The sequence below is a fragment of the Ekhidna lutea genome (assembly GCF_900188325.1).
GTDB classification, from domain to species: domain Bacteria; phylum Bacteroidota; class Bacteroidia; order Cytophagales; family Cyclobacteriaceae; genus Ekhidna; species Ekhidna lutea.
The window spans coordinates 592,116-618,572 of the sequence record NZ_FZPD01000002.1; the positions used below are offsets into that span (position 1 = coordinate 592,116).

Sequence of the window (26,457 nt, forward strand, 5' to 3'; positions counted from 1 at the left end):
GACAGCAATTAAAACTCGATAAACCCAAACATGAATAAAATAAAACGAGCGCTGTTTCAAATTCTTCATTCATTGATGATGCAATTGACATTCCATCATTTCAAAAAGAATTTGGCGTTGCTTACCGTATGGATCATTATTATAGCTGCCTTTTCCGGCGGTCTGGGTAAAGTCTATGGCATTCATTACCTCTTTCTGGATCCTGAATATCTTGGCTCTGTAAGTTTTTGGAGCTTTTTTATTGTAGGGCTAGCTTTTGGAAACCTCATAATGGCCTGGCATATCACAACCTATATTTTAGATGGGCATAGGTTTCGATTTGTAGGGGTACTACAAAGACCTTTTACAAAATTTTCCATCAATAACAGCCTCATCCCTCTTCTAATATTGGCTATCTATATTGCCATATTAGTGAGCTTCCAGGTTAATAATGGATTAGCCGAATCGCTTGAGATTGCACTGTATGTTTTAGGTCTCCTGCTCGGGATTATTTCCATGCATCTGCTTATGATTCTTTACTTCCGCTTTACCAACAAGGATATATTTATTTTCCTTGCTGGAACACTTGACAGAAAGTTGAGGAAGAATGTGCTAAGCAGGGACAGAGTCATGAATAAAGTTCGTGAAAACCGCGCCGATAAATATAATGTCACCAACTATTTAGACTTAAAACTTAAGGTTAGATCGACGGAACACATTGTAGATTTTGGGAATAAAGAAGCTGTCATAAGGGTCTTTGATCAAAATCATTTTAATTCGGTAGTGGTTGAGCTTTGCATCATAGGTGTGATTCTTTTGCTGGGCTTCTTTATGGATATTGAATACCTGCAAATTCCTGCTGCAGCAAGTTCATTACTCATATTTGCGATTGCTGTGATGCTTGTAGGGGCCATTAGCTATTGGTTTAAAGGATGGGGACTCGCATTTGCACTAGGTGTTTTTATCCTGGTCAATGCGGGAGTGAAAGTAGGATTAGGAAAAGGCATCAATCAGGCGGCCGGACTTAATTACGATACCATTCAAACCAATTACTCAGTTGAGACATTACTAGACAATCATTCTAAGGAGCAATTTGTCCATGACAAGCTACACATGCTTCAAACCTTAGAAAATTGGAAGCAAAAATGGGAAAACCCAAAAGATCAAAAAATGGTTTTCCTATGCGTCAGTGGTGGAGGTCAGCGAGCAGCTCTTTGGGCAGTTAACTCCCTGCTAAAGGCAGATAGTGCTTTGAATGGGTCTTTGATGGACCAAACAGTTTTGATTACTGGTGCATCAGGCGGGGTTATTGGAGCAGCTTATTATCGTGAAATGTTTCGGCGAAATTCCAAAATAGCATTATCAGAAGACAGGCATACTTTGCTAGCTAATATGGGTAAAGACAACCTTAATCCTGTCATCTTCGGATTACTTGTAAATGATTTGTTCTTCAAAATCCGTACACATGAGTATGCTGGAAGGACCTACAGCGTGGATAGAGGATTCGTTTTTGAACGTAATCTTAACAAAAACCTTGGGCACACTTTAAACAAGCAAATAAAAGACTATAAGGTTCATGAAGAGCAGGCCCAAATTCCCACTTTGATAATGTCACCGACTATCGCCAACGATGGCCGTAAACTCTACATTTCTTCACAGCCTGTGTCCTTTATGAGTGTCTCTTCCCAAATACTTGACGGAAAGGAATCAAAAGTGCGGGCGGTTGACTTCCAATCCTTTTTTAAAGCACACTCACCAGAAGATCTGAGTTTTCTGTCTGCTCTTAGAATGTCTGCTTCATTTCCTTACATAACTCCCAATATTAGTCTCCCTGCAGAACCTCGGGTTGAAATCATGGATGCTGGAATTTCTGACAACTTCGGTATTTCTGATGCGATCCGATTTATAGGCGTATTTGAAGATTGGATTCTTGAAAACACAGACGGTGTTGTGTTTCTGGTCGTCAGGGATACCAAATCAAATGAACCCATTGAAAAACGACCTAACCCGTCTGTGATAGATCGGCTGACCTATCCTATCGCCAGTGTATATAATAACCTTACAAACATGCAGGATATCAATAATGATATTCGTTTAGAACAAATGAATTCCTGGTTCGAAGGTGACATTGATGTAGTGGAAATCGCCTATGACTCTTTTCAACAAGATGAGAATACAACTGATGTTGAGCGAGCCTCATTAAGCTGGCACCTTACCACTAAGGAGAAGCAACACATACTGGAAAATATACACATTGAAAGCAATAAGAAATCGATTAGAAAACTTCAGCGATTGCTTAAAAACTCATCAAATCCTTAAACCTGGAGGTTTGTCTTCGGCTTACCTCGACTTCTGTTCCATCCTTTAGATAAAGTCGAATAGTGCCACTAAACCAGGGTTCTATCTTATCAATCCACTTCATATTGATAATCTGCTGACGATTGGCTCTAAAAAAAACTTTGGGATCCAGCCTGCTCTCCATGTATTGAAGCGTCTTTGGAATCATTGGTTTGTGGTCTTCAAAATATATACGGGTATAGTTATCCCATATTTCAAAAAGTCGAACTTCCTTTAGCGTGACAAACCAGCACTTCTCCCCATCCTTTACAAAAACCTGACTGTTTTCATTAAGCACTCCCTTGGGTTCATCTGATTTCTCAAGATTCTCTCTTACACGTTGAAGAGCCACCGATAAGCGATCATCTGTTATTGGCTTTTTCAGATAATCAAGCGCATTGTAGTCAAATGCTTTAATCGCATATTCACTATATGCTGTTGTAAAGACAATTTGAGGAACCTCATCCAGCATTTCCAATAATTCAAATCCATCTTTGTCAGGCATCTGTATATCAAGGAAAACCAAATCTGGCTTTAACTCCTCAATCATCGTCTTGGCCTCATCTGCATTTTCTGCTTCACCAATGACCTGTACGTCTTTATGGTTTTTCAACAAAAACTGCAGCTCTTGCCGAGCCAGTCGTGTATCATCTACAAGTAGTGTCTTCATTTAACTATTGGTAATTTAAGTCTTGACCGAACCATGTTTCCTTGCTCTGTTAAATCCAAATCTGGCTCGCTATCAAATAAAATTCTAATTCTTTCTGTAGCGTTTCTTAGCCCAATTCCATTTCCAAGATTTTTCTTGAGTTTTCCAGTGTTACTAACCTCCAAAACAAGGTCATTATCTTCCTGATCAACAGAAATTAAGATATCTCCTCCATTCTTTACCTGGGAAATTCCATGCTTTACCGCATTTTCCGCCATTAGTTGGATAAGCATAGGCGGAATTTTACATTTCTTCAACTCCTTTTTTGACAGAATTTCATAATGTAACCTATTCTCATAATGGATGCTCTCAAGCTCAAGGTACTTATTAACAATTTCAAGCTCTTCCTCTACCGTCACTTTTTCATTATCGTTGAATTGGATTGAATATCGTAGTAACTCAGACAAGTGCGAAACCATATCCCTGGCTTTCATATGATCTTCCAGAATCAAAGCCCTTATATTATTTAGTGCATTAAATAAAAAGTGAGGATTGATTTGTGCCTTCAGGGCGATCAGTTCAGCGTCTTTAACAGCCGTCTGCAGCCGCCATTTTTCGACCTCTTCTTTCTTATAGTTTCTGAAAAAATAAATAATAAGATATAAGGCGGTCCAGAGTGAGAAATAAACGAATGTTTGAAAGGAGAAAAGCAAGAAAACTGTGATACTGAATTTCTCAACCTCAATAATTTCGGTAGTCAAGATTGTGTATCCAACAACAATACCATTTGCCAAAATGGAAATAATGATAAGCGTAGGAACAAGACGAAGAATCAGCTTTTGTATTTTAAGCTTAAGCCAGCCATCAAGCTTCATTTTGTAACGAAGCAGATGAGTAGAAATCAGCATGATCACAGCACTGAAAAACTGAGCTAGAATAACCCAAACGTCTACATTCTCATAAAAAAGAAAGGCTACTACAACGCCAATCATACCGTAAATGAACCAGCCTACTGATTGAAAAAGCCAATACGAATTATTCCTAGTCATACAATTAAATTGTACTGTAAAGAAAGGGATGGTGACGTTACTGCAAGTATGCTTTAAAGTGAATGGTCATAAAATTACGATGAGTGGAAATAAAAAAGCCCATCTTAGTTAAGATGGGCTCTAAAGTGTGCAATTTTAATCTTATAAGAATTTTTCAACCGGTGTATAAGGCATATCAAAAGCTTCAGATACTCCTTTGTACACAATTTCACCACTAATTACGTTAAGTCCCAATTTTAACTCGTTACTATCATTACACGCCTGCTTCCACCCTTTGTTGGCAAGTTGCAACGCATACGGAAGTGTGGCATTGGTTAAGGCTAAAGTTGAGGTGTATGGAACAGCACCCGGCATGTTGGCAACACAGTAGTGCACAACATCCTCAATAATGTATGTAGGATCCTGATGAGTTGTAGGTTTACAAGTCTCTATACATCCTCCCTGATCAACCGCTACATCAACCAGGACGGTTCCGGGTTGCATATCTTTTAACATGTCTTTTGTAATAAGGTTTGGCGCTTTAGCCCCAGGTATTAACACAGCTCCAATGATGAGGTCATGCGTTGCTATCAGTTCGCGAATGTTGTATTCACTACTCATGAAGGTATTCACATTCGCAGGCATTACATCATCCAGATATCGTAAGCGCTGCAAATTCAGGTCAAGGATCGTTACATCAGCACCCATTCCAGCAGCCATTTTCGCTGCATTGGTACCAACAACTCCCCCACCTAATATCATAACCTTTGCAGGTCTTACTCCAGGAACACCTCCAAGAAGTATTCCCCTTCCCTTTAATGGTTTTTCTAAATATTTAGCTCCTTCCTGAACAGACATTCTGCCGGCAACCTCAGACATGGGAATTAAAAGAGGAAGAGATCGATCTGAACTTTCAACAGTTTCATAAGCCAGGCAAACTGCCCCACTATCAATCATTGCTTTTGTCAATGGTTCATGAGACGCAAAGTGGAAATAAGTAAATATGAGCTGGTCTTTTTTACAAAGCTTATACTCTGGCTCGATCGGCTCTTTTACTTTAATAATCATTTCCGCTATATCATACACTTCTGCAATCGTCGGAAGAATTTTAGCCCCGGCCTCAGTATATTGATCATCTGTAAATCCGCTTCCGTCACCAGCAGTTGTTTGTATATAAACTTCGTGACCTCTTTTGGTGAACTCCACTACTCCTGATGGAGTGACAGCCACCCTGTTTTCATTGTTTTTAATCTCTTTTGGAACGCCTATTATCATGGTGTAAATCGTTATGGATGGCAAATATAGGGTCTGCACTTTAGAGAAAAGTCAACATTTCAAAATACAAAACATGCCTATCAGTAATTAATAATTATATAAAATTTTATTTTACTTAATAATTATTATCCAAATAATATACTTAAACAGTGGGCTTAATGATATCAAACCATAGTTTTATATCGAAGGTTATACTTTTAAAAGTGGCTTGTTTTTAGTAATTTTGAAAGTGGCCTAAGGCCAACCATTCACAGTAAATATCTATTATGAGCGAAGCTAAAAACAAGACCAAGTTACCTGTTTCAAAAAAAGAAATTCTTCAGGACTATCAGTTGGCAGTGGAAAGTAGGGAAGCCAGCTTGATTGGAAGAAAGGAGGTTTTCATGGGAAAAGCCAAGTTTGGGATTTTTGGTGATGGTAAGGAGTTGCCCCAAATCGCTATGGCCAAGTACTTTCAAAACGGTGACTGGAGATCCGGATATTATCGTGATCAAACTTTTATGATGGCGATTGGCCAACTTACTACACAACAGTTCTTCGCACAACTTTACGCTCATACGGATGTAGAAGCTGATCCGGCATCTGCAGGAAGAATGATGAATGGCCACTTCGCCACCAGGTACCTCAATGAAAAAGGAGAATGGCTAACACAGACAGATAAAAAGAATAGTAGCGCAGATATCTCCCCGACTGCTGGTCAGATGCCACGTCTTTTAGGACTTGCATATGCTTCCAAGCTATACCGTGAAAATAAAGAACTAAGTGAGTTTGAAGATTTCTCTATCAATGGAAATGAAATTGCTTTCGGAACAATTGGTAATGCATCCACCTCTGAAGGTCATTTTTGGGAAACCATGAATGCAGCTGGTGTTCTACAGGTTCCAATGATCATGTCTGTTTGGGATGACGGCTATGGTATCTCTGTTCCACAGAAATACCACACCATCAAAGAAAGCATTTCAGAAGCATTGAGCGGCTTTCAGCAAACGAAAGATAAAGCTGGGTTTGAAGTAATAAAAGTGAAAGCCTGGGACTATGTTGGCCTATTAGAAGCGTATAAAAAAGCAGTTGATATATCTAGAAAAAAGCATACTCCATGCTTAATACATGTTATTGAGGTGACTCAACCTCAGGGGCACTCTACATCCGGATCACACGAAAGATATAAATCAAAGGATCGATTAACCTGGGAAAAAGAACACGATTGTATCCTGAAGATGCGTGAGTGGATAATATCTGAAAAACTCGCTTCAGCTGATGAGCTTGATCAACTGGAAAAAGAAGCAAAACAATCAGCGAAACAGGCGAAAGATCAGGCATGGAAAGATTACATCACTGATATCAAAAAAGATGTTGATGAGGTATTGAGCTTAATTGATAAAGTTGCCATTTCATCATCAAAAAAAGCAGAGATTGCTAAAATTGCTGACTCTTTGAGGAAGGAGCTTAATCCTGAAAAGTCTCATATTATTAAAGGTGCAAAAAAGACATTGAGACTTTTAAAAGGTCAGCCCTCCGGTGAAAAGCAGAACCTTGTTAATTGGCTGAATGAAAAATCTGATGTATACGAACATCAATTTAGTTCGAAACTATACAGTGAGTCTGCAGATGCTGCCATAAATGTGGAGACCATTCCTGCTTCCTACAATGAAAATAGCGAGTTGGTAGATGGACGTGAGGTACTAAATGCCTGCTTCGATCACCTTCTGAAAACTGATGCACGAATCTTTGCTTTTGGTGAAGACGTGGGAAAAATTGGTGATGTAAACCAGGGATTTGCCGGCCTACAGGAAAAGTATGGTGAGTTAAAAGTAACCGATACGGGAATACGTGAAACAACAATCATTGGTCAGGGTATTGGTGCAGCGGTTAGAGGTTTAAGACCAATTGCTGAAATTCAGTACCTCGACTACCTACTTTATGCTATACAGACACTTTCTGATGACCTTGCTACATTACAATATCGAACATTCGGAGGACAAAAAGCTCCTTTGATTATTAGAACCAGAGGTCACAGACTGGAGGGAGTTTGGCATTCAGGGTCACCCATGGGAATGATCCTTCATTCACTACGAGGCATGTATGTGCTTACTCCTCGTAATATGACGCAGGCAGCAGGTTTTTACAATACACTAATGCAATCAGATGATCCAGCATTGGTAATCGAATCATTAAACGGATACAGACTAAAAGAACGTGTGCCGGAGAATCTCACTGAATTCAAACTAGCTCTTGGCGAGCCGGAAATTTTGAGAGAAGGCAGTGATGCAACTGTTGTCACATACGGCTCCACATGCAGAGTAGTGATGGAAGCAGCTAATCAACTATCTGAAGAAGGGATTGAATTGGAAGTAATCGATGCGCAAACATTGATTCCGTTTGACCGACCAAAAATGATCGTTGATTCTCTTGAAAAGACCAATAGACTAGTGGTAGTAGACGAAGATGTGGAAGGTGGCGCTTCTGCTTTCATCTTGCAGCAGATTCTGGAAAGGGATAATGGCTATTTTAATCTTGATTCAAAACCATTAACGATTACAGGAAAAAATCACCGACCTGCATATGGCAGTGATGGGGACTACTTCTCTAAACCAAACGTTGAAGAAATCTTTGATAAAGTGTACGCCATGATCTCGGAAACTAATCCTGAGGAGTTTCCTTCGATTTATTGAGACTGAGTGATGTCTGCCAGAACAAAATCAGGAGAAACAACCTCATTGCTTTTGTTCCTGGCTCTATCATAGATATAGAATTTAACACGTATTACATCATCAAGGAAGGCTAACCTAAAAGCTTGAGAGAGCATAGAGTAAGTAATTGTGCCACTCTTTCCTTCCGGATCATAGTATGGTATTCTGCCATTAAAATTGCCTAGAGAGCAATCCGGATTATTGAAAATCTGACGGAAATTAATTGGCTCGTACGAATCCTCTCCTAATTTCCTTTGAAACTCAATATGAAAATTATAATAGAATTCGTTTCGTGCAATGTAGAACGTATCTGATTCAATTATTTCATATGAATCACAACTATAAGGTGGTCGGTTATCTTCGTCCGAAAACAATACCTTATCACCAGGGAAGAATATGTATTCCACCTCTCCATTGTTTTCCCCGATAAACACAGGGGCTTTAAACAATGGTGGAGATATTCTGGAGGGATCTGTGCTTATTGTAATCACTGAGTCCTCACTATCAATTATCAGATCGTAGATTTGATAAGGCACTAACAGATCTGGCCCATCGTCTAGTCCGACATCTCCATTCCCATCCTCAAAAGTGAAAGTCAACTTGAGGGAGTCCGTTGATTGCGTATCAATGAACTTAATATCCTCAAAAGCTATACTAGGTGTGTCAGGAAAAATATCTTTGTCAAAGCAACTTGTAAGAGTTGCCATGATCAAGCCTAAATACAATAGTTTTCGATTCATATTAGTCAAAACAAAAATAAACTACCTTGCCCCTAATTGGACTAATTTATGTGTTTCTCTGAGGAATTTAAAGACTCACTCGCTGAGATAAACGAAAAAACGTTTAATGATAGTTCGTTAGCAGCTTTTAATTATCAATATCATCACTGCGAAATCTATCAGGAATACTGTAAGTATCTTAATATTGCCCCAGACAGCATACAGACTACTTCAGAAATTCCTTTCCTACCCATTGAATTCTTCAAAAATCATGCGATAAAAAGTGGAAATTGGTCTGAATCAAAAATTTTTAAAAGTAGTGGAACTACAGATACAGGCAGAAGTCATCACTATGTGAAAGATGAAAGCCTTTATCATTCACTTTCCAGATCATTATTCGAAAGTATTTTTGGCCCGTTAAGTGATTTGCAAATCATAGCAATACTGCCTTCCTATCAGGAGCAAGGAGATTCTTCCCTCATCAGCATGGTCGATTACTTTATTCGATTCGGAAAGCAAGGGTCGGGATATTACTTAAATGATAATGTTAAAACCATATTAGAGACTGATAAGAAAAAGATAGTATTTGGCGTTTCGTATGCCTTGCTAGACCTTGCAAGAGTAGGCATTCGAACTGTAAATACTAAAATCATAGAAACAGGAGGTATGAAGGGAAGGCGAAAGGAAATGACGCGGAAAGAGCTACATACTGAACTAACAGAGGGATTTGGGGTAGATGAAATTTGGTCTGAATATGGCATGACCGAATTAATGAGTCAGGGATATGGACCGAATGGCAGTTTCGTTTTCCCACCATGGGCCAAATGCATGATTAGAGACATTAATGATCCGTTCTCCTATGTAGAAACCGGCAGATCGGGTGGTATAAACGTTATTGACCTTGCAAACATTGATAGTTGTTGTTTTATAGAAACGAAAGACCTGGGAAGGGTATCAGGGGAATCTTTTGAGGTCCTTGGTCGTTTCGATAATAGTGATATTCGTGGATGTAACCTGATGGTTTAGCGAAAAACACGCAATATTTTAGACGATTCTCTGTTGTTTAGAAGATTATTTCTTCTATTTTTGAAGGGTTGTCAAACAAATAGCTTGCTCATCGAATAAAACCGCTTATGAAATTGAAACTTACCATATTAGCTGTAATAATCCTTGCTATGAGTGCATGTACTCAAAGAACATGCCCTACTTATGCGCAGGAGGATACCAAGGAAGTAAAAACAGAACAGCAAGCTGACGCTTAAGCTTCAACGTATTTCTTTACGTCATTTTGGGTTATCTTGTCTTGAGACATGATAACTAATCTTTCAATTACGTTTCGTAATTCTCTTATATTTCCAGTCCAGTCATATTTTTCCAATTGACTAATGGCAGCATCGTCTATTAATTTTTTAGCGGTACCGTATTCCGATGCTACTTGCTCCAAAAAATGATCCGTTAAAAGCCTAATATCTTCTTTTCTTTCTCTCAACGGAGGAACACTAATCACCATTACACTCAGCCTGTGATAAAGATCTTCCCTGAAGTTACCATTCTCTATTTCGTTCTTCAGATTCTTATTTGTGGCGGCAAGCACTCTTACATCCACATTGATTGTTTTATCTCCTCCCACTCGGGTGATTTTCTTATCCTGCAGTGCTCTTAAGACCTTTGCTTGAGCAGATAAGCTCATGTCTCCTATCTCATCCAGAAACAATGTGCCACCGTGCGCCTGCTCAAACTTTCCTATTCGCTGCTTATGCGCAGATGTGAATGACCCCTTTTCATGACCAAAGAGCTCACTCTCAATCAGTTCGGAGGGAATTGCTGCACAATTAACCTCAACAATAGGTGCTTTTGATCTATTACTTTTTTCATGTAACCATCTGGCCACCAGTTCCTTTCCAGTTCCATTCTCGCCATTAATTAAAACACGTGCCTCTGTGGGAGCCACTTTTTCAATTGTCTCTTTAACTTCTTTGATTGCAGTTGACTCACCAATTATCTCAAGTCCTTTACTTACTTTCTTTCTTAATACTTTCGTTTCGGTGCTTAATTGAGAACTCTCAAGTGCATTCCTAACAGTCAATAAAATTCTATTTAAATCCGGCGGTTTTTGAATGAAATCATAGGCTCCTTTTTTTGTTGCATCCACTGCTGTATCAATCGTCCCATGAGCTGAAATCATTACAAAAGGAACATCAAGCCCTTCTTCAGAAACTTTATTTAACAGTTCCATTCCATCCATTTTGGGCATCTTAATATCACAGAGGACCAAATCGATCTTCTCTGATTCAAGTTTGTTCCAGCCATCTTCACCATCTTCAGCTGTTAGGACTTCATACTTTTCCTCTGTGAGGATATCATTGAGTGCATCTCTGATACTTTTTTCATCGTCAACAACTAAAATTTTAGGCATAAGATATTTTTTAAAAACTTAATCAATAACAAAAAGCAAGCCAGTAAGCCGGGTTCTGTTCTATCCCGTCATTTATCTAGCCTTGCTGTCACCAGCAAGATCAAACGACCTACCCAATTCTGCTCGGGCGAGCGACCCTCAATTGCAGAACCTATTTGGTCTTTCAGCGCGTAAGGTTTACCATGCGTTCCGATTCACATCGAGACCGGTGAGCTCTTACCTCACCTTTTCACCTTTTCCCACCAATGGCAGGTAGTTTGTTTTCTGTGGCACTATCTCTATACTGACGAAAACCGTCAGCACGCTTCCATTTCGGAAGTACGCTGCTCTATGCTGCCCGGACTTTCCTCACTAACAGCAAATGTCAGTGCGACAGGTCGGCTTGCGTTGCAAAAGTATTAATGAATGTCTTTACCAGTGATCTTTAATTCCCAATCATCAGCATGTTGGGCAATTTCAAGTATCATTTCCTTTACCATTTTGTCTTTAAGGTTTACAAGGAAATTAATCGCCTCAACTTTAAGGAATCCATCTTCAACAATAAACTTGGTATACGGATACTCTTTAGATGCCTCCAGGCAGTCTAAATATGGAATGTCATAGGTTAACTTACAAACCTTAGATTTCAGATGCACTACTTCTCTTTTATAGCCAGAGTGCTCAACAATATGTCCAGTCACGGTTTGAAATCTCCCATCTTTTAATGGGACTATTATTACTGACTGAGTATCATCGTACTCTCGAAACTCCCCTCCTATTTCTTTTGCGAAATTTTGGCTAAATTTTCTGTAGTTCATGGCGATTCAGGTTTAGAATCATAAGATAATAATTCCTTTTCAATTAGCTGCCATGTTATAAATCAATTATTCTCGTGTTTCATCCTGTGATTCTTGCTCGTCATCTTGAGTGGCCGGCTCATCCTCTTCCTTCCTTCTGGAGAGCACTTCGTTGCGCTTCATGGTAAGGAGTTCAGTCAAGTCGTTAAAGGAATGTACAAACCTTAGACTTATCCCAGTCTCTTGATTTTGTTGATTTTGGTTGATTAAGTTCTGCTGATCTGAGTTTCTAAATACCTTAGCTCTTAACCTTCCATCTTTTGTAAGGCTATATTCAACAGACCAATCACCAACAATATCATTTAATACATTGTCATTATTATCCGTTTGGCTCCCAAAGTCACCTCCTCTGGTAACCTTGAGCCTGCCGTTTAAAAATGTGTAGGCAAACCGTAATTGAAATGTATTGAACGCATCTCTATTCAAATCTGCCAGGTTGACCTCAACTTCCAGGTTTTCATCTATCTGACTGACCAGGTAGCTTACCTGACTGGATAAAAATTCGCTTACACTATTACCCACAGTTCCACCACCACTCAACGTAAAACTTTCCCTCGGTGAGAACCGCTTTAAGAATAACAAACTTATTACCTGCCTTTTAAGCTCCTGTTCATTAGAAATAATTTGCGTAAGCACGGGATTTCTTGTCTGATCACCTTGATTTTGAACCTCTAAGTCAAAATCGATTTGAGGTGATAGCATTCCTCCATTTAACCTTAGTACAACCAATATAGGAACCTTGTTAGCCATCTCCTCCGGTTGCTGCAATTCAGGGTTTTTCAACTCTTCGAAAGAGGCGCGTTGTAAATAAGTCGCATCTAAATCCAGTATAGCATTGTATGGATCACCGTACCAAGTTATTCTGCTTCCCGGAATGACATCAAATTCCTTACTTATGAAGTTCGGGATAGTGAAATTATATGCCCCTTCTGTGATTTCCAGCGGGCCGAACATGTTAAAATCGCCATCTGTATCCAATCTTAGCTTCAGGTTGCCTCTGCCTCTCCCACGGATAATATCTCCGGTCTTAATATCAAAAATAAGCTCACAATACGCGTCTGGCGTTACTTCTATGTCAAAATCAAGTGTAAGTCCTTTGATGGTAAAATCATCTTCATCTGTAACTCTAGTTGTATCTGAGAAATCAATAAATGTGATATAGTCTTCTTGACCGGAGCTTGTGCCGTCTGCAATTGGAACAAAAAATCTTGTATCCTTTTCCGTTTTAATCTCTGCTTTTATTTGAAGGTCATTTAACCCGCCTTCAATATCTATATCACCTGTTCCATATGCAGATCCATAGTATAAGCTATTATCCAGGCTGGTGGTATTCAAAAACTCGAAATCATTGGCAGATACATTGATATCCAATACAAAATTCTTGAAGCCGTTATGTCCTACCACCCCAGACACCACTGCATTGGCTCCTTTCCTATCAATCAGCCCGAAATTTATCAGTTTAATCTGATTAGCATCAAAATCAATCCTACCTTCAAAATTATAATTTGTATTCAAGTAATCGACTGTTAGGTTTCCATTTTGGATCTTACAATTTCCAACAACATTGGGTTTGGCTATACTTCCAGAAAGCTTCAATGATCCATTGGCGTACCCACTAAAACTTGAAAAGTTAGCTTCAACAAAAGGACGTGCCATCCGAAGGTCAGCCTCATCAAATGTGATGCTAAAATCAAGTTGTTCACTAGATTTTAATGGAAAATAATACCCCTCCACATTGATCGCACTCACATCTGCCCTTTGGACAGATACTTTTGTGTAGATGCTTTCCTTTAAAGGATCCCACCTGGAGGTACCATTTACATCGCCGATCTCAAGGTCATCGTACTTCAAGTTTTTAAGCAAGAACCCTCCATCAAACTTGAATGATTCTTTACTGGTTTCTCTAAAAATTTTAAAGTTTCCATTTAAATATCCACCAATTGTGGCTTGAGAAAATAATCCTGCCTTATTCATATTAAGATCTTCAGCAGAAATTACAATGTTTGTTGGAATAGAGTCTGCATAGACACCTTCAACTGCAATCGATTCACTGGAGTCAAAAATTTCAAGATTTATTATTTCTGTTTTTTCATTTGTTATGACGATTCTATTGGATGGGTTAAACTTCCAATTGTCCTCCAAAAGCTTAATTGAAGATGGAAGCATCTTTACAACTATTGAATCATCACCCAACACAACATTGCTCTCCAATCGAATATCACTTCCAGTTCCAGGCTGCTTCACCAATGTTGTCAGATCAACATTGTCGTCATACCATACTCCTTCCACAAGCAGCTCTTCTGTGCTGGGCATACCCTTTATGACCTGTTTGTCTGATTGAAAGATGAAGTTTGTAAGAATCGATCCTTCATCCATATCTTCTGAACCATTCACTTCCAGGCTGGGATTATAAAATTCATTGCTGCCTACAAAAAAAGTGTCAGATTCGAGATAAAAGGAAAGATTCGCATTTTTACTTTGCCTAAATTCACCTTCAATTATAGTCTTGCCTCCAAAGGAAACAGGTAATTGTAGAGAGTCAAGATATTTTGAAATATTATCGACTCGAGCATCAAGTTTAAATTTGTAAGTGTTCCCGCTTCCTGCACGTTTACTAGTATCAGTGTTTATCAGGAGCTTCGATGCATACCCGGCGGCCATATTTGGGATATCTTTTAATACATCGCTTACTTTAAATTCTCCGTTTATTCGAGAATAAAAGCCAGGGAAAGCTAATTTAATTAGACGTGTACTATCCTCCAGATTAGCAGTAAAACGAATGGAATCAAGTATGATATTTTTGGAGTCATACTCCAACAGACCCGAATCAATATCTAGTCGAGCTACAAAATTATCAATGTCTAAATCAAGTACATCCAGGCCAATTTTTCCATATGCTGATATTCTTCTTTCGGTGAGATTTAACTGATTTGCATTGAAGGTGTTAACTTCCAGATTTAGCTTTAATTCTTCCTTTTCGTCCCTAAAATCAACCTGTCCTTCTCCTCGCAGATGGCAATTGGGATCTCGAATCGCAAAAATTCCTTCAAAATAATTCTTAGCGAATTTCCCGTCAGCTTCGATGGTATCATACACGTACCCTTTGAGGCCACTCGAATAAACAAGAGCCTTAAGGTCAAACTCTGCATTGTCTGGTCTTATTCCCTTTCCATTAACAGTCGCCTTTAGGTTTACGCGCTGAACCAACGTGTTTTTAAAAAAAGCCCCCACATTGACATCCTTAAACTCAAGATTTCCCACATAGGACATTTCTTCGGGGTTGTCCGGGATTTTTAGATTTATATCTGTGTGAACAGATCCTTGATTAGTAACAAAATCACCACGTGCAACGAAATCTTTAACAAAGCCAGCAAAACTCCCGGTGAAATCAATTTTGCCCATGCGGTTAAGATTTCTTGTGTACTCACCAATGTAAGGTCTTAAATCTCTTGGTTCAAGGTGAGAGTCAGTGAAATCTGCCAAAATAAATACCTGTGAAATATCCGGTAAACCAAAACAGCTCACACCTCCTACAAAATAGGACTGACCATAACCAAACCGTGTCTCTTCTATATTAAAATCACCTACAGTACCCCATATTATTCCATCAATGGTAATATCATCCTTTACCTTATCAAGCCCGGTTACAATTTTTATATCTTCATCAGAAATTCTGGAATCCTTGAAATGCAAAATGAAGGAAACACTATCCTGAAAGTATCCTAGATCATCCAATCCATTGTAGAAAAACTCAAGACTATCAGAAATATGGCTCGTGGGTGTTCGTAAATTCAAATCATCTACACTGAGTGAACTATTACAAACAAGAAATCTTGTGTTAAAATCCCTTATTGTAAAGTCTGAATTTTGTTCAATACCCCTCATCTGCACTATGTCACCAGTAATCGTGTCAGACCTTATGGAAAGATCAGCTACAGTGAAATCAGGAATTGAAAAATTAAGGTTCGCGAAATCTAATCGCGTTCGAACAGGTTCTTTTGTTTTATCCTTAAGGCTTAGATTCAAATTTGATAATGTAATCTGCCCCACATGAATGGGTTTTGACTTTTTCTTAACTGTATCTTTCTTCAACGCATTAATAAACTCGGAGAGATTAAGCTTAGACAGGCTGTCATGTTTTATCAAATTCAACCTTAGGTCGAGAGAAGATATTTCTTCCACACTGAGGTAATCCTGCAAGATCAAATCCCATATTCTGTAGTTTATTTCCAAATCATGCGAGTACACCATGGTATCACCAGCATGATCTTTAATTAAGATTTCCATTAGACTCGCCTTATCAAGCCAGGAGACTTTCACACGCTGAATGGAAATTTCGTGATCTGTTTTCTTTGAGATTATTTCCAGTACCTCATGAGCTAGAAAAGTTTGAACAGGACGAAGCTGCAACAATAGCATCACCACCAGCAAAATAGCTATGGAATAAAAGAAAACACCTGAAAAAAGCTTCCAGAGTGTTCTACGAACTTGCGATATCGTTATCTTGGCCTTCAAAAAAAGCAGTGGCAATTATTCTAGGTATAGAGTCTTCTTGTGACGAAACTTCAGCATCTGTCTGTATCGACGGCAAAGTAATCAATAATGAGATTGCCGGACAAGATATACATGAGCAGTACGGAGGTGTCGTTCCTGAGCTTGCTTCCAGAGAGCATCAGAGAAATATCGTGCCAGTTGTCAATCATGTGCTTACCCACGCCGGTATTAACGTAAAAGACTTAGATGGGATTGCCTACACCAGAGGGCCAGGACTACTTGGAGCCTTATTAATAGGATCAAGTTTTGCAAAAGCAATGGCAAGTTCACTTGATATTCCGCTGATACCGGTCCACCATATGAAAGCTCATGTGCTTGCGCACTTCATCGATGACCCCAAACCAACCTATCCTTTCATATGCCTGACCGTAAGCGGAGGTCACACACAAATCTTGCGTGTGAACAGTCCTACCGAAATGAATATCCTTGGCCAAACACAGGATGATGCAGTAGGTGAAGCTTTTGATAAAGCAGCTAAACTATTGGGGCTTCCTTACCCAGGTGGTCCCATGATCGATAAGTTATCAAAAGAAGGAGATGAAAATAAATTCTCTTTTGCGGAATCTGAGATGCCTGATTTGGATTATTCTTTTAGTGGGATTAAGACCTCAATTCTTTACTTTCTCAGAAAGGAGGTCAGAAAAAATGAAAATTTCATTGATGAGAACCTGAATGATCTGGCAGCAAGTATTCAAAAAGTACTCATATCCATGTTGATGGATAAACTTATCAAAGCCGCCAAACAAGAGAATATTAATCAGATTGCAATTGCCGGGGGCGTCTCTGCAAATAGTGGCCTTAGAGAAAGATTGGAACAAGAAGCGCAAAAAAAAGGTTGGGACATATTTATTCCCGACTTTCAATATTGCACCGATAACGCTGGCATGATCGCAATAAGCGGTCACCTACTTTTTCAGGAACAAGCATTTGGGAAGCTGACTGACAGTCCGCTTCCCAGGATGCCATTTTAAGAAGTCTATTATATATTTAAACTATGAGTAAGGACAAGGGCAGGTTTTCTAACAACGTTCAAATAAAGAATCGTAAAGCGAGCTACGAGTATGAATTTGTAGAAAAGGTAGAAGCTGGAATCATGCTCAAGGGTACTGAAATAAAATCATTGAGAGAAGGCAAGGCAAGCATTCAGGAGGCTTACTGCTATTTCAAGAAAGAGGAACTCTATATTAAAGGAATGAATATATCACCTTACTCACAAGCTAGCTTTGAGAGTCATGAAATGACTAGGGATCGCAAACTGCTACTTAAGAAACGTGAACTTGAGAAATTTAAATCTAAAATGGATGAGAAGGGCTTAACGATAGTTCCTGTACGCATTTACATTAATAGCCGCGGTTTAGCGAAGTTAGAAATAGCTCTGGCTAAAGGAAAGAAAATTTACGACAAGAGAGACAGCATTAAGAAGAAGGATCAAAAAAGAGAACTCGAACGAATGAAGATTTGATATGATGAACACTGTACTGATACTCAATCAAGACTACACTCCCCTAACTGTGTGCTCAGTACAGCGAGCATTTATGCTCATGTTCCTAAAGAAAGCTGATTTAATCACTCAGATTAAAGAAAAAGAACTTAGATCAGTAACTCAATCATTCCCATTCCCCTCCGTAATAAAGATTAAGTATTATGTGTCCATACCCTACAAGGGTGTAGTTATGAGTAGGCATAATATTTTCAAACGTGATGGTGGGAAATGTCAATACTGCGGTACGAGCAGCGACCTTACAATTGATCATGTGGTGCCCCGATCCAGGGGTGGTAAGTCCACCTGGACGAATCTGGTGACAGCATGCAAAAAATGTAACTCAAAGAAAAGTGATTATACCCTTGAGAAGGTTGGCATGAAGCTGACAAAAGCTCCCATAAAGCCTAATTATCTTACTTTTCTAAGAATGAACAATGGTGCTTTTCGAGATGATTGGGCCCCTTATCTAAATCCGAAAAAAGTTAGCGCCTAGTACTAACTTTAAGTCAAAAAAAGAATGAAAAGATTATCCATCATTTTAATGGGTGTGATTGCTTTTGCCTGCAATCCTTCTGAGAACCAGAAAGAAAATGAAAGGGAAGAAGCACTTGAACGGTTTGAGGAGCGAAAGAAAGAACTTGAGGATCAAATAGAGGAATTAAAGAAAGACTCTAAAGATGCTGCAGAAGATGCAAAACGAGACATTGAAACCGCATTAAAGAAGCTGCAGAAACAACGAAGAAAAGTGGTTGATGAGGCGGATAAGCTCAGAAAAGCAACTCAAAAAGAACTGGAAGATGCAATCAATGATGCCAAAAAAGAATATGAGGAATGGCTAGAGGAGAAGAAAAAACAGATAGAGGATTAAACAAAAAACCCAGACAATTTATGCCTGGGTTTAATATATATTTCTGAAAAAGTTATTCTATTTATCTACACCTCTAACAGACTTGTACAGAATCTTTCGGGCATTTGATTTTCGCAATGTTTGTTCAACATCGGAAACAATACCCATTTTCACTTCTGAGTCGATATTCAACGCCATAGTGATACGATCCCTCTCTGCTTCAGTCAGCTTGTCTTTCTCCTGATTAACAAATAGTGTCAATTCATCAGGCTCCATAAAAACATCATTGGTTTGAATCCTTGGTTCTTCACCGTACGTACCAATGTTCTTTGGTTCTCCGATGTAGATATGACTTACCAATGACTTCTTTTGGATCTTAGAAAGTTGATCTGCTTTGGGAAGTAATTGCTTTACTAAAATCTCTTGCTCTCTCATCACAGTTGTTACCATGAAGAAGAATAGAAGCATAAAGATAATATCCGGCAATGCTGCTGTTGGTATATCCTGAGATGCGCTCGATTTTTTCTTAAACTTCGACATAGTACACCTTATTTATCTGGTTCTGCAATTGAGATCGCCTTAGGAATTCCAGCTCTTGCTTGTTGATACATTCTCTTCTCCACGTCCTTGCTTTGATCAAGCTCAAGAAATTCCTTAGATGTGATACCTACACGCTCACCATAAATTTCGTTGTATGCAGCGTGTACTGCATCCAACACATCTATGTAAAGCTCGTAGCTAGTACCTCTATTTGCTTTAAATGAAACTACTGCCTTTTTTGGGTGATCAGAAGATTCCGGACTTTGCTTTGCTTTGACTTTCATCTGAGAAGGCAGGCTATTGTATGTATCAATACCCTCCTGATCAGGATTACCAAAGTTTAAAACAAATGCCTTGACTTCTTCTTTCAACTCCGACATAGGCTTATTGTATGGCTCGTTCTCAACCAATAGTTGATCATTTGAGTTAGCCAATATCTTAAAGATATTTCGCTCCTGAAATTCAATTTCAGGCTGATCATCTTCCGGTGGAGGAGGCAGCTGCATTAGAATTCCCTTGTCATTTGCTATCGTGGTTGTTACCAGGAAGAAAATGAGCAAAAGGAAGGCAATGTCTGCCATAGAGCCAGAACTCACTTCCGGAGTACCTCTCTCTTTATTCCTCGCCATTATTCAGCTGCTTTTTTGATTTCTGTGTATACAATTCCGCCAATCGCTCCGATTGCCAGTATGTAGAAGGTGGTTAACCCAGCTCCTACCATTTTTGCTGTTGTAGAAGAAGCATCTCCTTGTGGAGTTCCATCTGCCAAAAAGAATGACACAAGGAAAACAACAATTAATGCTCCAACTCCCATTCCCATCTTCTTTAACGAATCCGGGTCTCCAAACGCCTTCACCAGTGGCATACCTACCGCAGTAAGCAAGCAAACACCAATGAGTATATATGATATAAATAATCCTACATCAACCATAGTCTAATCTATTTTTAGATTACTTAGAAAGATTGTGCTTCACAAGAAGGTCTACCAAAGAGATAGATGCATCTTCCATGCTGTTCACGATTGAATCTACTTTAGAAACCAGGTAGTTGTAGAAAAGCTGAAGAATTACAGCCACAATCAAACCACCAACAGTTGTCAAAAGTGCCACTTTAATACCGCTTGCCACAAGAGCAGGGGATACATCACCAGCCTCAGCAATAGCATCGAAAGCTTCGATCATACCAATTACAGTACCCATGAAACCAAGCATCGGAGCAAGTGAGATGAAAAGTGAGATCCAGATCATTCCTCTTTCAAGTTTGCCCATTTCAACTGAACCGTAAGCAATGATTGACTTCTCAACCATTTCGATTCCTTCAGACATTCTCATCAGACCTTGTGTAAAGATTGAAGCAACCGGGCCTCTTGTGTTTCTGCAAACTTCTTTAGCTGCATCTGCACCACCAGCATTCAATGCATCTTCAACATCAGCAAGAAGCTTTTTAGTATTGGTAGATGCCATATTAAGGTGAATGATTCTTTCAATAGCAATAGCCAGTCCAAGAATCAAACACGCAAGAACGATACCCATAAAGGTAGGTCCACCATCAATGAACTGTTCTTTTACTACCTGGTGAAATCCTTTAGATGGAGCAGCTTCTTCTTCAGGAGCAACAATCTCTGCGATTTCTTCTACAGGCTCTTCGTATACTTCTTCGGCCTGTGCTGAGTCAACAGCTGCGGAATCTACTTCAGTAGAATCATTTGCCGAGTCAGAAAAACCCTGAGCAGTAGCACTGAAGGTGAATACACCTGCCAACATTAAGAGAGTCAATAACTTTTTCATAATTCAGTCTTCTAAGTTAAGTCTTCGGTTTAGTTTAAATATTTAAGTTTTAGTAAAATCCAAATTTGCATTTTCATTCCCACAAAATTCGCACCACTCATCAAAAATTGTCGAATTCCGCAGACTTTACTCTGCAAAATCGCAGAGAGGAAGGGATTCGAACCCTCGATACCCTTTTGGGGTATACACACTTTCCAGGCGTGCGCCTTCGACCACTCGGCCACCTCTCTGTGGTCCGCCACTTTTTGACGGGCTACAAATAAATCATGAAAAATACCTTTATGCAAGTTTTATCCCAACATCAAGGTTATTCTATGACATTCATTCTTCAACTAAGTCCATCTCTCCAGCCAGAGAATGAGTTAACTGATGTTTAAGTGCTGTTTTATCCTTTGATCCCAGCAAAAACATCATTTTAGTAATTGCGGCCTCTGTAGTAATGTCTCCGCCACTTAAAACCCCTATATCGTTTAATTTTTTACTTGTCTCATACCTACCCTGCTCCACTTCTCCACCAATACATTGGCTTACATTTAGAATTGTTTTCCCTTCATCAATTGAATCGCTTAGGCATTTGATAAACCAACTTGATTTCATTGTATTACCTGATCCAAAGGATTCTAACACAATACCTTCAATGTTCTCGTCGCTAAGGATAGCCCTAACTGCTGTCTCAGTGATACCTGGGAATATTTTCAGAATTGTCACTTTATCACTAAGGTTGTTACTAACCTTTAGTTTGGACTTACGGTCATACGGCTTTAAAGCTGAATAATTAAATTCAATTTCAATTCCAGCTTCAGCTAATACCGGATAGTTTTCTGACTCGAAGGCTGCAAAAGTGCTACTCCGTATCTTTTGAGAACGTGACCCTCGTAGTAACATGTAATTGAAATAGACGCACACTTCGCTTACAATTGGCCTACCTTCATTATGTGCTGCTGCAATTTCCAATGCAGTGATTAGGTTTTCGCGAGCATCTGACCGAATTGACCCTATTGGCATTTGAGCCCCGGTAAATATCACTGGCTTATTTAACCCAACGAGCATATAGCTCAACATGGATGCAGAATAAGCCATGGTATCTGTACCATGAAGAATCACAAAAGCATCATATTGAGCATAATTTTCCTCAATGATATATGCCATATCTTTCCAGTCCTGTAGTCCAATATTGGATGAATCAATGGGCTTGGGAAATGAGATGACAGTGAGCTTGATGCCCAATTGCCTAAGCTCAGGAACTCGATCTACCACCTTCCCAAAATTGAATGGTGCGAGTGCCCCACTTGCATCCTGAATCATACCGAAAGTACCTCCGGTATAAATGATAAGAACGGATCGATCACCCGTGTCATTGATATTTACAATCTTGTATTTCAAGTCTGTTATTTTTCAGAGGGGAAAAATAGCGCATTTGCATTAGCTGTTGTCAATTCATCCACTGCTTCTTTTGACAATTCTAAATAGCTAGCAACCTTTTCGGCAATTATTGAAGTATATGCCGGCTCATTTCGCTTGCCTCGATGAGGTGCCGGAGTGAGGTATGGACTGTCTGTTTCCAGAATAATTTTTGTCCGATCAAGATGTGGGATGACCTGATCCATCCCTCCATTCTTGAAGGTACTGACTCCTCCAAGCCCCATGTAAAAACCAAAGTCAGTTATCTTCTTTCCCTGATCTACCGACCCTGTAAAACAGTGAAAAACACCTCTCAATCCCTTGCCTTCATATTCTGCAACCAAGTCAATGGTTTCATCAATGGTTTCTCTGCAATGGATCACAATGGGTAATTCATGCTTTAGCGCCAAATCACATTGAAAACGAAAAGCCTCTTTCTGTTGCTCCCAGAAGGTTTTGTCCCAATAGAGATCTGTGCCCATCTCTCCTATTGCCAGGAACTTCCGCTTATTCAGCCATTCTTCAACGAGTTGTAGTTCCTTTTCAAAATCCTCTTTGACTGAACATGGATGAAGGCCCATCATTGGATAACAGATGTCCGGGTACTTTTCTTCAAGCGCCAGCATTGAGTCAATGGAAGTACTATCAATATTTGGAAGAAGGATTCTTTTTACGCCCTTTTCAAGTGCTCGCTCGATAACCGCATCTCTGTCTTCATCAAAATGCTCGAGGTAAATATGTGCGTGGGTGTCTATCATTTAATTGCTTCAAATTTCAATCCTTTTTCTTGGAAATGGGTAAGGATTTCAGGAAGAATAACCTGAAGATTTTTAAAGGCTTTCTGGCTATCATGAAATACAAGGATATGGCCTGTTTGAGCTTGTTTCAATAGTTTGATTGAGTTATGAGGGCTTACCCCTGAATCAAAATCATAGGATACATACGTCCACATAATGATTCTTTTATTTTCTAGTCTATGAATTTGTCGCTTTCTAATACGACCATAGGGAGGACGAAAAAGATCACTTTGAACCCCGATTTCATTCAATATAGTATCACATGCTTTAATGTCGTTTAAGTAAACCTCATCAGGAGTACTCCAACCGCTTAAGTGATTAAACCCATGGTTGCCAATAGAATGACCTCTTTTTGTAATTTCCAGGGCTAATTCGGGAAACTTCACTAGCTGCCTTCCCTCACAGAAAAAAGTTCCTTTCCCATTCACTTTATCTAGTTCATCGAGAACCCAGGGAGTCACTTCAGGATCAGGTCCATCATCAAAAGTTATAAAAATGGATCGCTCTGTTGGTAATCGCCAGGTTAAATTAGGGTACCAACTTCTTACAATCCAAGGTGTCCTGAAAAAACGAATCATTTGTTTTGAATGCGGCAGGAAAGCATGGTGATATCGTCATGATAAGGCTTTGCACCTTTAAAGTCATTCAATGCTTTCAGAATTTGATTATGAAACTCGGATAAATCTTCCGGGCAATCCCCTTTCACGATCTCAACCAGTCGGTCAAATTCAAAGGCTTCATCGGCCTCATTGAACGTTTCAGTTAGTCCATCTGTGTAGGTAAACAAAAAGAATTCATCCAACCCTTCTAAAAGCTTTGTCTCAATGAAAGGCAAAGGATCAAACATCCCAAGCACTGTGGTGCCATCATTCAGCAACTCGATCTTATCGTTATGCTTTAGAATGATCTCATTATGCCCACAATTAATGTATTCCAGTTTCTTTGTCTTGAAATCATAGATTCCGGCGAAAAACGTGATGAAATTCTCAGCATTTCCACTCACGAATGTGCTGTGGTTGAGCTCAGTCACAATTTCTTCTAGACTTTTCGTTTGGCGAACGAGCGCCCTCAGGGAAGCCTGGAAATTAGACATTAGCAAAGCCGCCGGAACACCTTTCCCTGACACATCAGCAATACAAGCTAGGAACTTATTCTCATCTATCTGAATGTAATCATAGTAGTCGCCACCTACATCATGGTGCGGCAGATAGAACGCTTCGATCTGCAACCGCTCGATCTTAGGTAGTTCTTTCGGAAAGAGAAAGTTTTGAACCTTCTTCGCAATTTCCAGCTCTCTCCGATACGCTTCCTGTTCCATCTGCTGTCTGGCCAGTCGCTTATTCTCGATTGCCACCAAAATGATATTTGTGAGTGCATTCAGGAACCGATTTTGTACGCCAAGCTTTGAATCCGATTCAATGAAAACGACTGCCAGCAGTTTGCTTTTATGATAAACAGGAAACACTGAATCAAACTCATCAAATGAGGTTTCGGTGACACCCATTTTGTTTTCAAGCTCCTGATATTTCTTTGGCAGCTCGCTCCCGATCAGGTTATTCTTCGTTCCGAAATTTACCCGACACACCCATTTTTCATTCTGTTGCGTGTATAGGGCAAGCTTATTGATCTTCAAATCTGCCAGTAGGGTGAACTTGTAAATTTTCAGCAGGTCATCCTCAGGCAGGTTATTGTTAACCGCCTGGGTAACTTCCAGCAGCGCATTGAGTTGCAAATCTTTTATGTCGATGGAAGTTTCCTTCACTGAGTGTTGTGTTTAAATAGTCCTTTTTTGGAAGCAAGGTAGAAATATGATTGGTAGTCCTTTTCCATGTTCAGTTGATCTAGCTCCGATTCCTCATCCACATTCTTATACACCCTGACCCATCCTTTCTTAGCCATCCCGCTCAGGTTTTTAGCCAGCTCCTCGTCCGTCAAATCAATGGCTTCTTTTAAGTCTTTGTAGGCTGTAACGAAATAAAGCTCGTCAATTATATCAAACTCCGCGTCTGTCATCCGTATTTCCTTCCTTTCCAGGTGTATGAACCAAAGATAGAGTTCATACCCATGAATAAAACGTGCAACGGATAAATAATTTGGAAGAGTAGCAAAGGAAAGAAGCTGCTCCTACCTCCCATGAACCTGTTCACCGGAGACACAAAAAATAAAAGAACTAAGAATCGCATAATTGCAATGCCTGTAATGAACACATCATCAACAATACCCAAAATAGCTCCCGCAATTGCTCCATAAAAAATCAAGTAGTCAAGGAAAAAAAGGATGGCACTTATTCTCACCTTCCAGTTTTTATTGTACTTCCACTTACTCGTCCATCTGGTTCGTTGATTCACGAAAGAACGAAGTTTTGAGTGTGCTGGAGTACAAACTACGGCCTCCTTAGACTGAAGGAATATGGTAGAATGCGGAAACTTCCGCATGATATTGAAAAGCAGAAATTCATCATCACCGGATGGAGTAAACAAGTTATCGGTATAGCCGCCTACCTCCTCGAAAGCAGCCTTTTTAAATCCCAGGTTTGCACCACTGCACATGCTTGGGTTTTCTTCTGAAATAGTTACCGCACCAAAACCAATCAGCCCTGCGAACTCCACCTGCTGCAATCGAGCGAAAATTCCTCTTCCCTCGATAGCCACCGGCCCTGCAACCATATTTACCTCTTTGCCAAATGCATCGCTATATGACCTAATCCAACTTTCACCAAACCAACAATCCGCATCGGTGGTGAGAATAGTTTCATACTTCGCTGCTTTTACTCCAGCTGTCAAGGCATGCTTTTTACCCTGCTTTGTTGGGTCACTAAGCTGCACAAGCCGTAGATTCAAATTGAGAGATGGTATTAGCTGATTAACAATCTGAGCAGTGTCATCTTCAGAAAAATCATCAATCACAATCACTTCAAATAGCTCTTTCGGATAGTGCTGACTTTCCAGATTCTTCAGAATAGTCTGAATATTGGTGGCCTCATTTCTGACAGGGATAATTACTGAAAATGAAATCTTATTCCCACTTTTCTCCACCACAGGAATCTTCCTCCACCCCTGAGCCAGTCGCAGGTAAAAGAGGACATGAAGTAACGTAAAAGCCGTGATCAGGATCATCAT

At 39.6% G+C, this 26,457-nt stretch carries 25 protein-coding genes, 1 tRNA gene and 1 other RNA gene; 8 read left to right on the forward strand and 19 right to left on the reverse strand.

Translation table 11 applies throughout. The annotated features are described in order from the left end of the window. The first annotated feature begins 30 nt into the window (after positions 1-30). Positions 31-2,298: a patatin-like phospholipase family protein gene (locus CHB71_RS06365; protein WP_089356060.1), complete on the forward strand. Its 2,268-nt coding sequence runs from the start codon at positions 31-33 to the stop codon at positions 2,296-2,298. On the opposite strand, the gene CHB71_RS06370 is transcribed toward CHB71_RS06365, so the two are convergent. The 3 genes from CHB71_RS06370 to ald form a co-directional block, all read right to left on the reverse strand. Further along, positions 2,276-2,986 carry a LytR/AlgR family response regulator transcription factor gene (locus CHB71_RS06370; protein WP_089356061.1) on the reverse strand — a complete coding sequence of 237 codons (711 nt, stop codon included), beginning with the start codon at positions 2,984-2,986 and terminating at the stop codon, positions 2,276-2,278. The genes CHB71_RS06365 and CHB71_RS06370 overlap by 23 nt on opposite strands. After that, the gene (locus CHB71_RS06375) at positions 2,983-4,014 is read right to left on the reverse strand and encodes a sensor histidine kinase (protein WP_089356062.1); all 1,032 of its coding nucleotides are present in this window, start codon (positions 4,012-4,014) and stop codon (positions 2,983-2,985) included. Before CHB71_RS06375 ends, CHB71_RS06370 begins: the two co-directional genes overlap by 4 nt. A gap of 141 nt (positions 4,015-4,155) precedes the next feature. Then, positions 4,156-5,268: an alanine dehydrogenase gene (ald, locus tag CHB71_RS06380; protein WP_089356063.1), complete on the reverse strand. Its 1,113-nt coding sequence runs from the start codon at positions 5,266-5,268 to the stop codon at positions 4,156-4,158. Between the two features lie 266 nt (positions 5,269-5,534). Here ald and CHB71_RS06385 point away from each other — a divergent pair, with 266 nt between their 5' ends. Next, complete coding sequence (locus CHB71_RS06385) at positions 5,535-7,940, forward strand: thiamine pyrophosphate-dependent enzyme (protein ID WP_089356064.1); 2,406 nt, start codon at positions 5,535-5,537, stop codon at positions 7,938-7,940. Here CHB71_RS06385 and CHB71_RS06390 read toward each other — a convergent pair. Then, positions 7,934-8,698, reverse strand: a complete 765-nt coding sequence (locus CHB71_RS06390) for a hypothetical protein (protein WP_089356065.1) — start codon at positions 8,696-8,698, stop codon at positions 7,934-7,936. The genes CHB71_RS06385 and CHB71_RS06390 overlap by 7 nt on opposite strands. 48 nt (positions 8,699-8,746) lie before the next feature. Here CHB71_RS06390 and CHB71_RS06395 point away from each other — a divergent pair, with 48 nt between their 5' ends. After that, positions 8,747-9,703, forward strand: a complete 957-nt coding sequence (locus tag CHB71_RS06395; RefSeq protein WP_089356066.1) for a LuxE/PaaK family acyltransferase — start codon at positions 8,747-8,749, stop codon at positions 9,701-9,703. 107 nt (positions 9,704-9,810) lie between these two features. Then, positions 9,811-9,939 (forward strand): hypothetical protein, encoded by a 129-nt coding sequence (locus CHB71_RS19080; RefSeq protein ID WP_262485921.1) that lies wholly within the window; start codon positions 9,811-9,813, stop codon positions 9,937-9,939. Here the strand turns inward: CHB71_RS19080 and CHB71_RS06400 are convergent. The 4 genes from CHB71_RS06400 to CHB71_RS06415 all read right to left on the reverse strand — a co-directional run bounded on the left by CHB71_RS06400 (position 9,936) and on the right by CHB71_RS06415 (position 16,444). Then, complete coding sequence (locus CHB71_RS06400; protein WP_089356067.1) at positions 9,936-11,093, reverse strand: sigma-54-dependent transcriptional regulator; 1,158 nt, start codon at positions 11,091-11,093, stop codon at positions 9,936-9,938. The two genes, CHB71_RS19080 and CHB71_RS06400, sit on opposite strands and share 4 nt — an antisense overlap. Before the next feature lie 28 nt (positions 11,094-11,121). After that, an RNA gene (gene rnpB / locus CHB71_RS06405) (RNase P RNA component class A) lies at positions 11,122-11,482 on the reverse strand. A 9-nt stretch (positions 11,483-11,491) separates the two neighbouring features. Beyond that, positions 11,492-11,890: a hypothetical protein gene (locus CHB71_RS06410; protein WP_089356068.1), complete on the reverse strand. Its 399-nt coding sequence runs from the start codon at positions 11,888-11,890 to the stop codon at positions 11,492-11,494. A gap of 66 nt (positions 11,891-11,956) precedes the next feature. Then, positions 11,957-16,444 (reverse strand): translocation/assembly module TamB domain-containing protein, encoded by a 4,488-nt coding sequence (locus CHB71_RS06415; RefSeq protein WP_144017345.1) that lies wholly within the window; start codon positions 16,442-16,444, stop codon positions 11,957-11,959. A gap of 8 nt (positions 16,445-16,452) precedes the next feature. Between CHB71_RS06415 and tsaD the strand changes: the two genes are divergently transcribed. The 4 genes from tsaD to CHB71_RS06435 are packed head-to-tail and all read left to right on the forward strand — an operon-like array spanning position 16,453 to position 18,834. Next, positions 16,453-17,454 carry a tRNA (adenosine(37)-N6)-threonylcarbamoyltransferase complex transferase subunit TsaD gene (tsaD, locus tag CHB71_RS06420; protein WP_089356070.1) on the forward strand — a complete coding sequence of 334 codons (1,002 nt, stop codon included), beginning with the start codon at positions 16,453-16,455 and terminating at the stop codon, positions 17,452-17,454. A 23-nt stretch (positions 17,455-17,477) separates the two neighbouring features. Further along, positions 17,478-17,945, forward strand: a complete 468-nt coding sequence (gene smpB / locus CHB71_RS06425) for an SsrA-binding protein SmpB (protein ID WP_089356071.1) — start codon at positions 17,478-17,480, stop codon at positions 17,943-17,945. 1 nt (position 17,946) lies between these two features. Next, on the forward strand, positions 17,947-18,459 hold the full coding sequence (locus tag CHB71_RS06430) for an HNH endonuclease (protein WP_089356072.1): 513 nt from the start codon (positions 17,947-17,949) through the stop codon (positions 18,457-18,459). Between the two features lie 24 nt (positions 18,460-18,483). After that, on the forward strand, positions 18,484-18,834 hold the full coding sequence (locus CHB71_RS06435) for a hypothetical protein (RefSeq protein WP_089356073.1): 351 nt from the start codon (positions 18,484-18,486) through the stop codon (positions 18,832-18,834). Positions 18,835-18,891: 57 nt separating this feature from the next. On the opposite strand, the gene CHB71_RS06440 is transcribed toward CHB71_RS06435, so the two are convergent. The 11 genes from CHB71_RS06440 to CHB71_RS06490 all read right to left on the reverse strand — a co-directional run bounded on the left by CHB71_RS06440 (position 18,892) and on the right by CHB71_RS06490 (position 26,457). Beyond that, positions 18,892-19,353, reverse strand: coding sequence for an ExbD/TolR family protein (locus CHB71_RS06440; protein ID WP_089356074.1), 462 nt, complete (start codon positions 19,351-19,353; stop codon positions 18,892-18,894). Between the two features lie 8 nt (positions 19,354-19,361). Continuing rightward, positions 19,362-19,982 carry an ExbD/TolR family protein gene (locus tag CHB71_RS06445; RefSeq protein WP_089356075.1) on the reverse strand — a complete coding sequence of 207 codons (621 nt, stop codon included), beginning with the start codon at positions 19,980-19,982 and terminating at the stop codon, positions 19,362-19,364. Continuing rightward, on the reverse strand, positions 19,982-20,284 hold the full coding sequence (locus tag CHB71_RS06450) for a hypothetical protein (RefSeq protein WP_089356076.1): 303 nt from the start codon (positions 20,282-20,284) through the stop codon (positions 19,982-19,984). Before CHB71_RS06450 ends, CHB71_RS06445 begins: the two co-directional genes overlap by 1 nt. Before the next feature lie 19 nt (positions 20,285-20,303). Then, positions 20,304-21,140, reverse strand: a complete 837-nt coding sequence (locus CHB71_RS06455) for a MotA/TolQ/ExbB proton channel family protein (protein WP_089356077.1) — start codon at positions 21,138-21,140, stop codon at positions 20,304-20,306. A gap of 142 nt (positions 21,141-21,282) precedes the next feature. Continuing rightward, positions 21,283-21,370: transfer RNA gene (locus tag CHB71_RS06460), tRNA-Ser, on the reverse strand. 91 nt (positions 21,371-21,461) lie between these two features. After that, complete coding sequence (locus CHB71_RS06465; RefSeq protein ID WP_089356078.1) at positions 21,462-22,523, reverse strand: asparaginase; 1,062 nt, start codon at positions 22,521-22,523, stop codon at positions 21,462-21,464. Between the two features lie 5 nt (positions 22,524-22,528). Further along, entirely contained in the window at positions 22,529-23,299 is a 771-nt protein-coding gene (locus tag CHB71_RS06470; RefSeq protein WP_089356079.1) for a TatD family hydrolase, read from the reverse strand. Continuing rightward, a complete protein-coding gene (locus CHB71_RS06475; protein WP_089356080.1) occupies positions 23,296-23,916 on the reverse strand; it encodes a polysaccharide deacetylase family protein in 621 nt (206 codons plus the stop codon). The genes CHB71_RS06470 and CHB71_RS06475 overlap by 4 nt, the downstream gene beginning before the upstream one ends. Continuing rightward, positions 23,913-25,100, reverse strand: a complete 1,188-nt coding sequence (locus CHB71_RS06480; protein ID WP_089356081.1) for a PP2C family protein-serine/threonine phosphatase — start codon at positions 25,098-25,100, stop codon at positions 23,913-23,915. Before CHB71_RS06480 ends, CHB71_RS06475 begins: the two co-directional genes overlap by 4 nt. Beyond that, positions 25,097-25,351 carry a hypothetical protein gene (locus tag CHB71_RS06485; RefSeq protein WP_089356082.1) on the reverse strand — a complete coding sequence of 85 codons (255 nt, stop codon included), beginning with the start codon at positions 25,349-25,351 and terminating at the stop codon, positions 25,097-25,099. Before CHB71_RS06485 ends, CHB71_RS06480 begins: the two co-directional genes overlap by 4 nt. Beyond that, positions 25,348-26,457, reverse strand: a complete 1,110-nt coding sequence (locus CHB71_RS06490) for a glycosyltransferase (RefSeq protein ID WP_089356083.1) — start codon at positions 26,455-26,457, stop codon at positions 25,348-25,350. The genes CHB71_RS06485 and CHB71_RS06490 overlap by 4 nt, the downstream gene beginning before the upstream one ends.

What these genes read in the sequence shown, in the direction of transcription:
- CHB71_RS06485 (WP_089356082.1), bottom strand. Translation starts at nt 25,351, where the DNA reads ATGACAGACGCGGAGTTTGATATAATTGACGAGCTTTATTTCGTTACA.
- CHB71_RS06470 (WP_089356079.1), bottom strand. Translation starts at nt 23,299, where the DNA reads ATGATAGACACCCACGCACATATTTACCTCGAGCATTTTGATGAAGAC.
- CHB71_RS06445 (WP_089356075.1), bottom strand. Translation starts at nt 19,982, where the DNA reads ATGGCGAGGAATAAAGAGAGAGGTACTCCGGAAGTGAGTTCTGGCTCT.
- CHB71_RS06400 (WP_089356067.1), bottom strand. Translation starts at nt 11,093, where the DNA reads ATGCCTAAAATTTTAGTTGTTGACGATGAAAAAAGTATCAGAGATGCA.
- CHB71_RS06410 (WP_089356068.1), bottom strand. Translation starts at nt 11,890, where the DNA reads ATGAACTACAGAAAATTTAGCCAAAATTTCGCAAAAGAAATAGGAGGG.
- CHB71_RS06430 (WP_089356072.1), top strand. Translation starts at nt 17,947, where the DNA reads ATGATGAACACTGTACTGATACTCAATCAAGACTACACTCCCCTAACT.
- smpB (WP_089356071.1), top strand. Translation starts at nt 17,478, where the DNA reads ATGAGTAAGGACAAGGGCAGGTTTTCTAACAACGTTCAAATAAAGAAT.
- CHB71_RS06390 (WP_089356065.1), bottom strand. Translation starts at nt 8,698, where the DNA reads ATGAATCGAAAACTATTGTATTTAGGCTTGATCATGGCAACTCTTACA.
- CHB71_RS06475 (WP_089356080.1), bottom strand. Translation starts at nt 23,916, where the DNA reads ATGATTCGTTTTTTCAGGACACCTTGGATTGTAAGAAGTTGGTACCCT.
- CHB71_RS06385 (WP_089356064.1), top strand. Translation starts at nt 5,535, where the DNA reads ATGAGCGAAGCTAAAAACAAGACCAAGTTACCTGTTTCAAAAAAAGAA.
- CHB71_RS06365 (WP_089356060.1), top strand. Translation starts at nt 31, where the DNA reads ATGAATAAAATAAAACGAGCGCTGTTTCAAATTCTTCATTCATTGATG.
- CHB71_RS06490 (WP_089356083.1), bottom strand. Translation starts at nt 26,457, where the DNA reads ATGATGATCCTGATCACGGCTTTTACGTTACTTCATGTCCTCTTTTAC.
- CHB71_RS06455 (WP_089356077.1), bottom strand. Translation starts at nt 21,140, where the DNA reads ATGAAAAAGTTATTGACTCTCTTAATGTTGGCAGGTGTATTCACCTTC.
- CHB71_RS06375 (WP_089356062.1), bottom strand. Translation starts at nt 4,014, where the DNA reads ATGACTAGGAATAATTCGTATTGGCTTTTTCAATCAGTAGGCTGGTTC.
- CHB71_RS19080 (WP_262485921.1), top strand. Translation starts at nt 9,811, where the DNA reads ATGAAATTGAAACTTACCATATTAGCTGTAATAATCCTTGCTATGAGT.
- CHB71_RS06450 (WP_089356076.1), bottom strand. Translation starts at nt 20,284, where the DNA reads ATGGTTGATGTAGGATTATTTATATCATATATACTCATTGGTGTTTGC.
- CHB71_RS06370 (WP_089356061.1), bottom strand. Translation starts at nt 2,986, where the DNA reads ATGAAGACACTACTTGTAGATGATACACGACTGGCTCGGCAAGAGCTG.
- CHB71_RS06440 (WP_089356074.1), bottom strand. Translation starts at nt 19,353, where the DNA reads ATGTCGAAGTTTAAGAAAAAATCGAGCGCATCTCAGGATATACCAACA.
- CHB71_RS06395 (WP_089356066.1), top strand. Translation starts at nt 8,747, where the DNA reads ATGTGTTTCTCTGAGGAATTTAAAGACTCACTCGCTGAGATAAACGAA.
- ald (WP_089356063.1), bottom strand. Translation starts at nt 5,268, where the DNA reads ATGATAATAGGCGTTCCAAAAGAGATTAAAAACAATGAAAACAGGGTG.
- CHB71_RS06435 (WP_089356073.1), top strand. Translation starts at nt 18,484, where the DNA reads ATGAAAAGATTATCCATCATTTTAATGGGTGTGATTGCTTTTGCCTGC.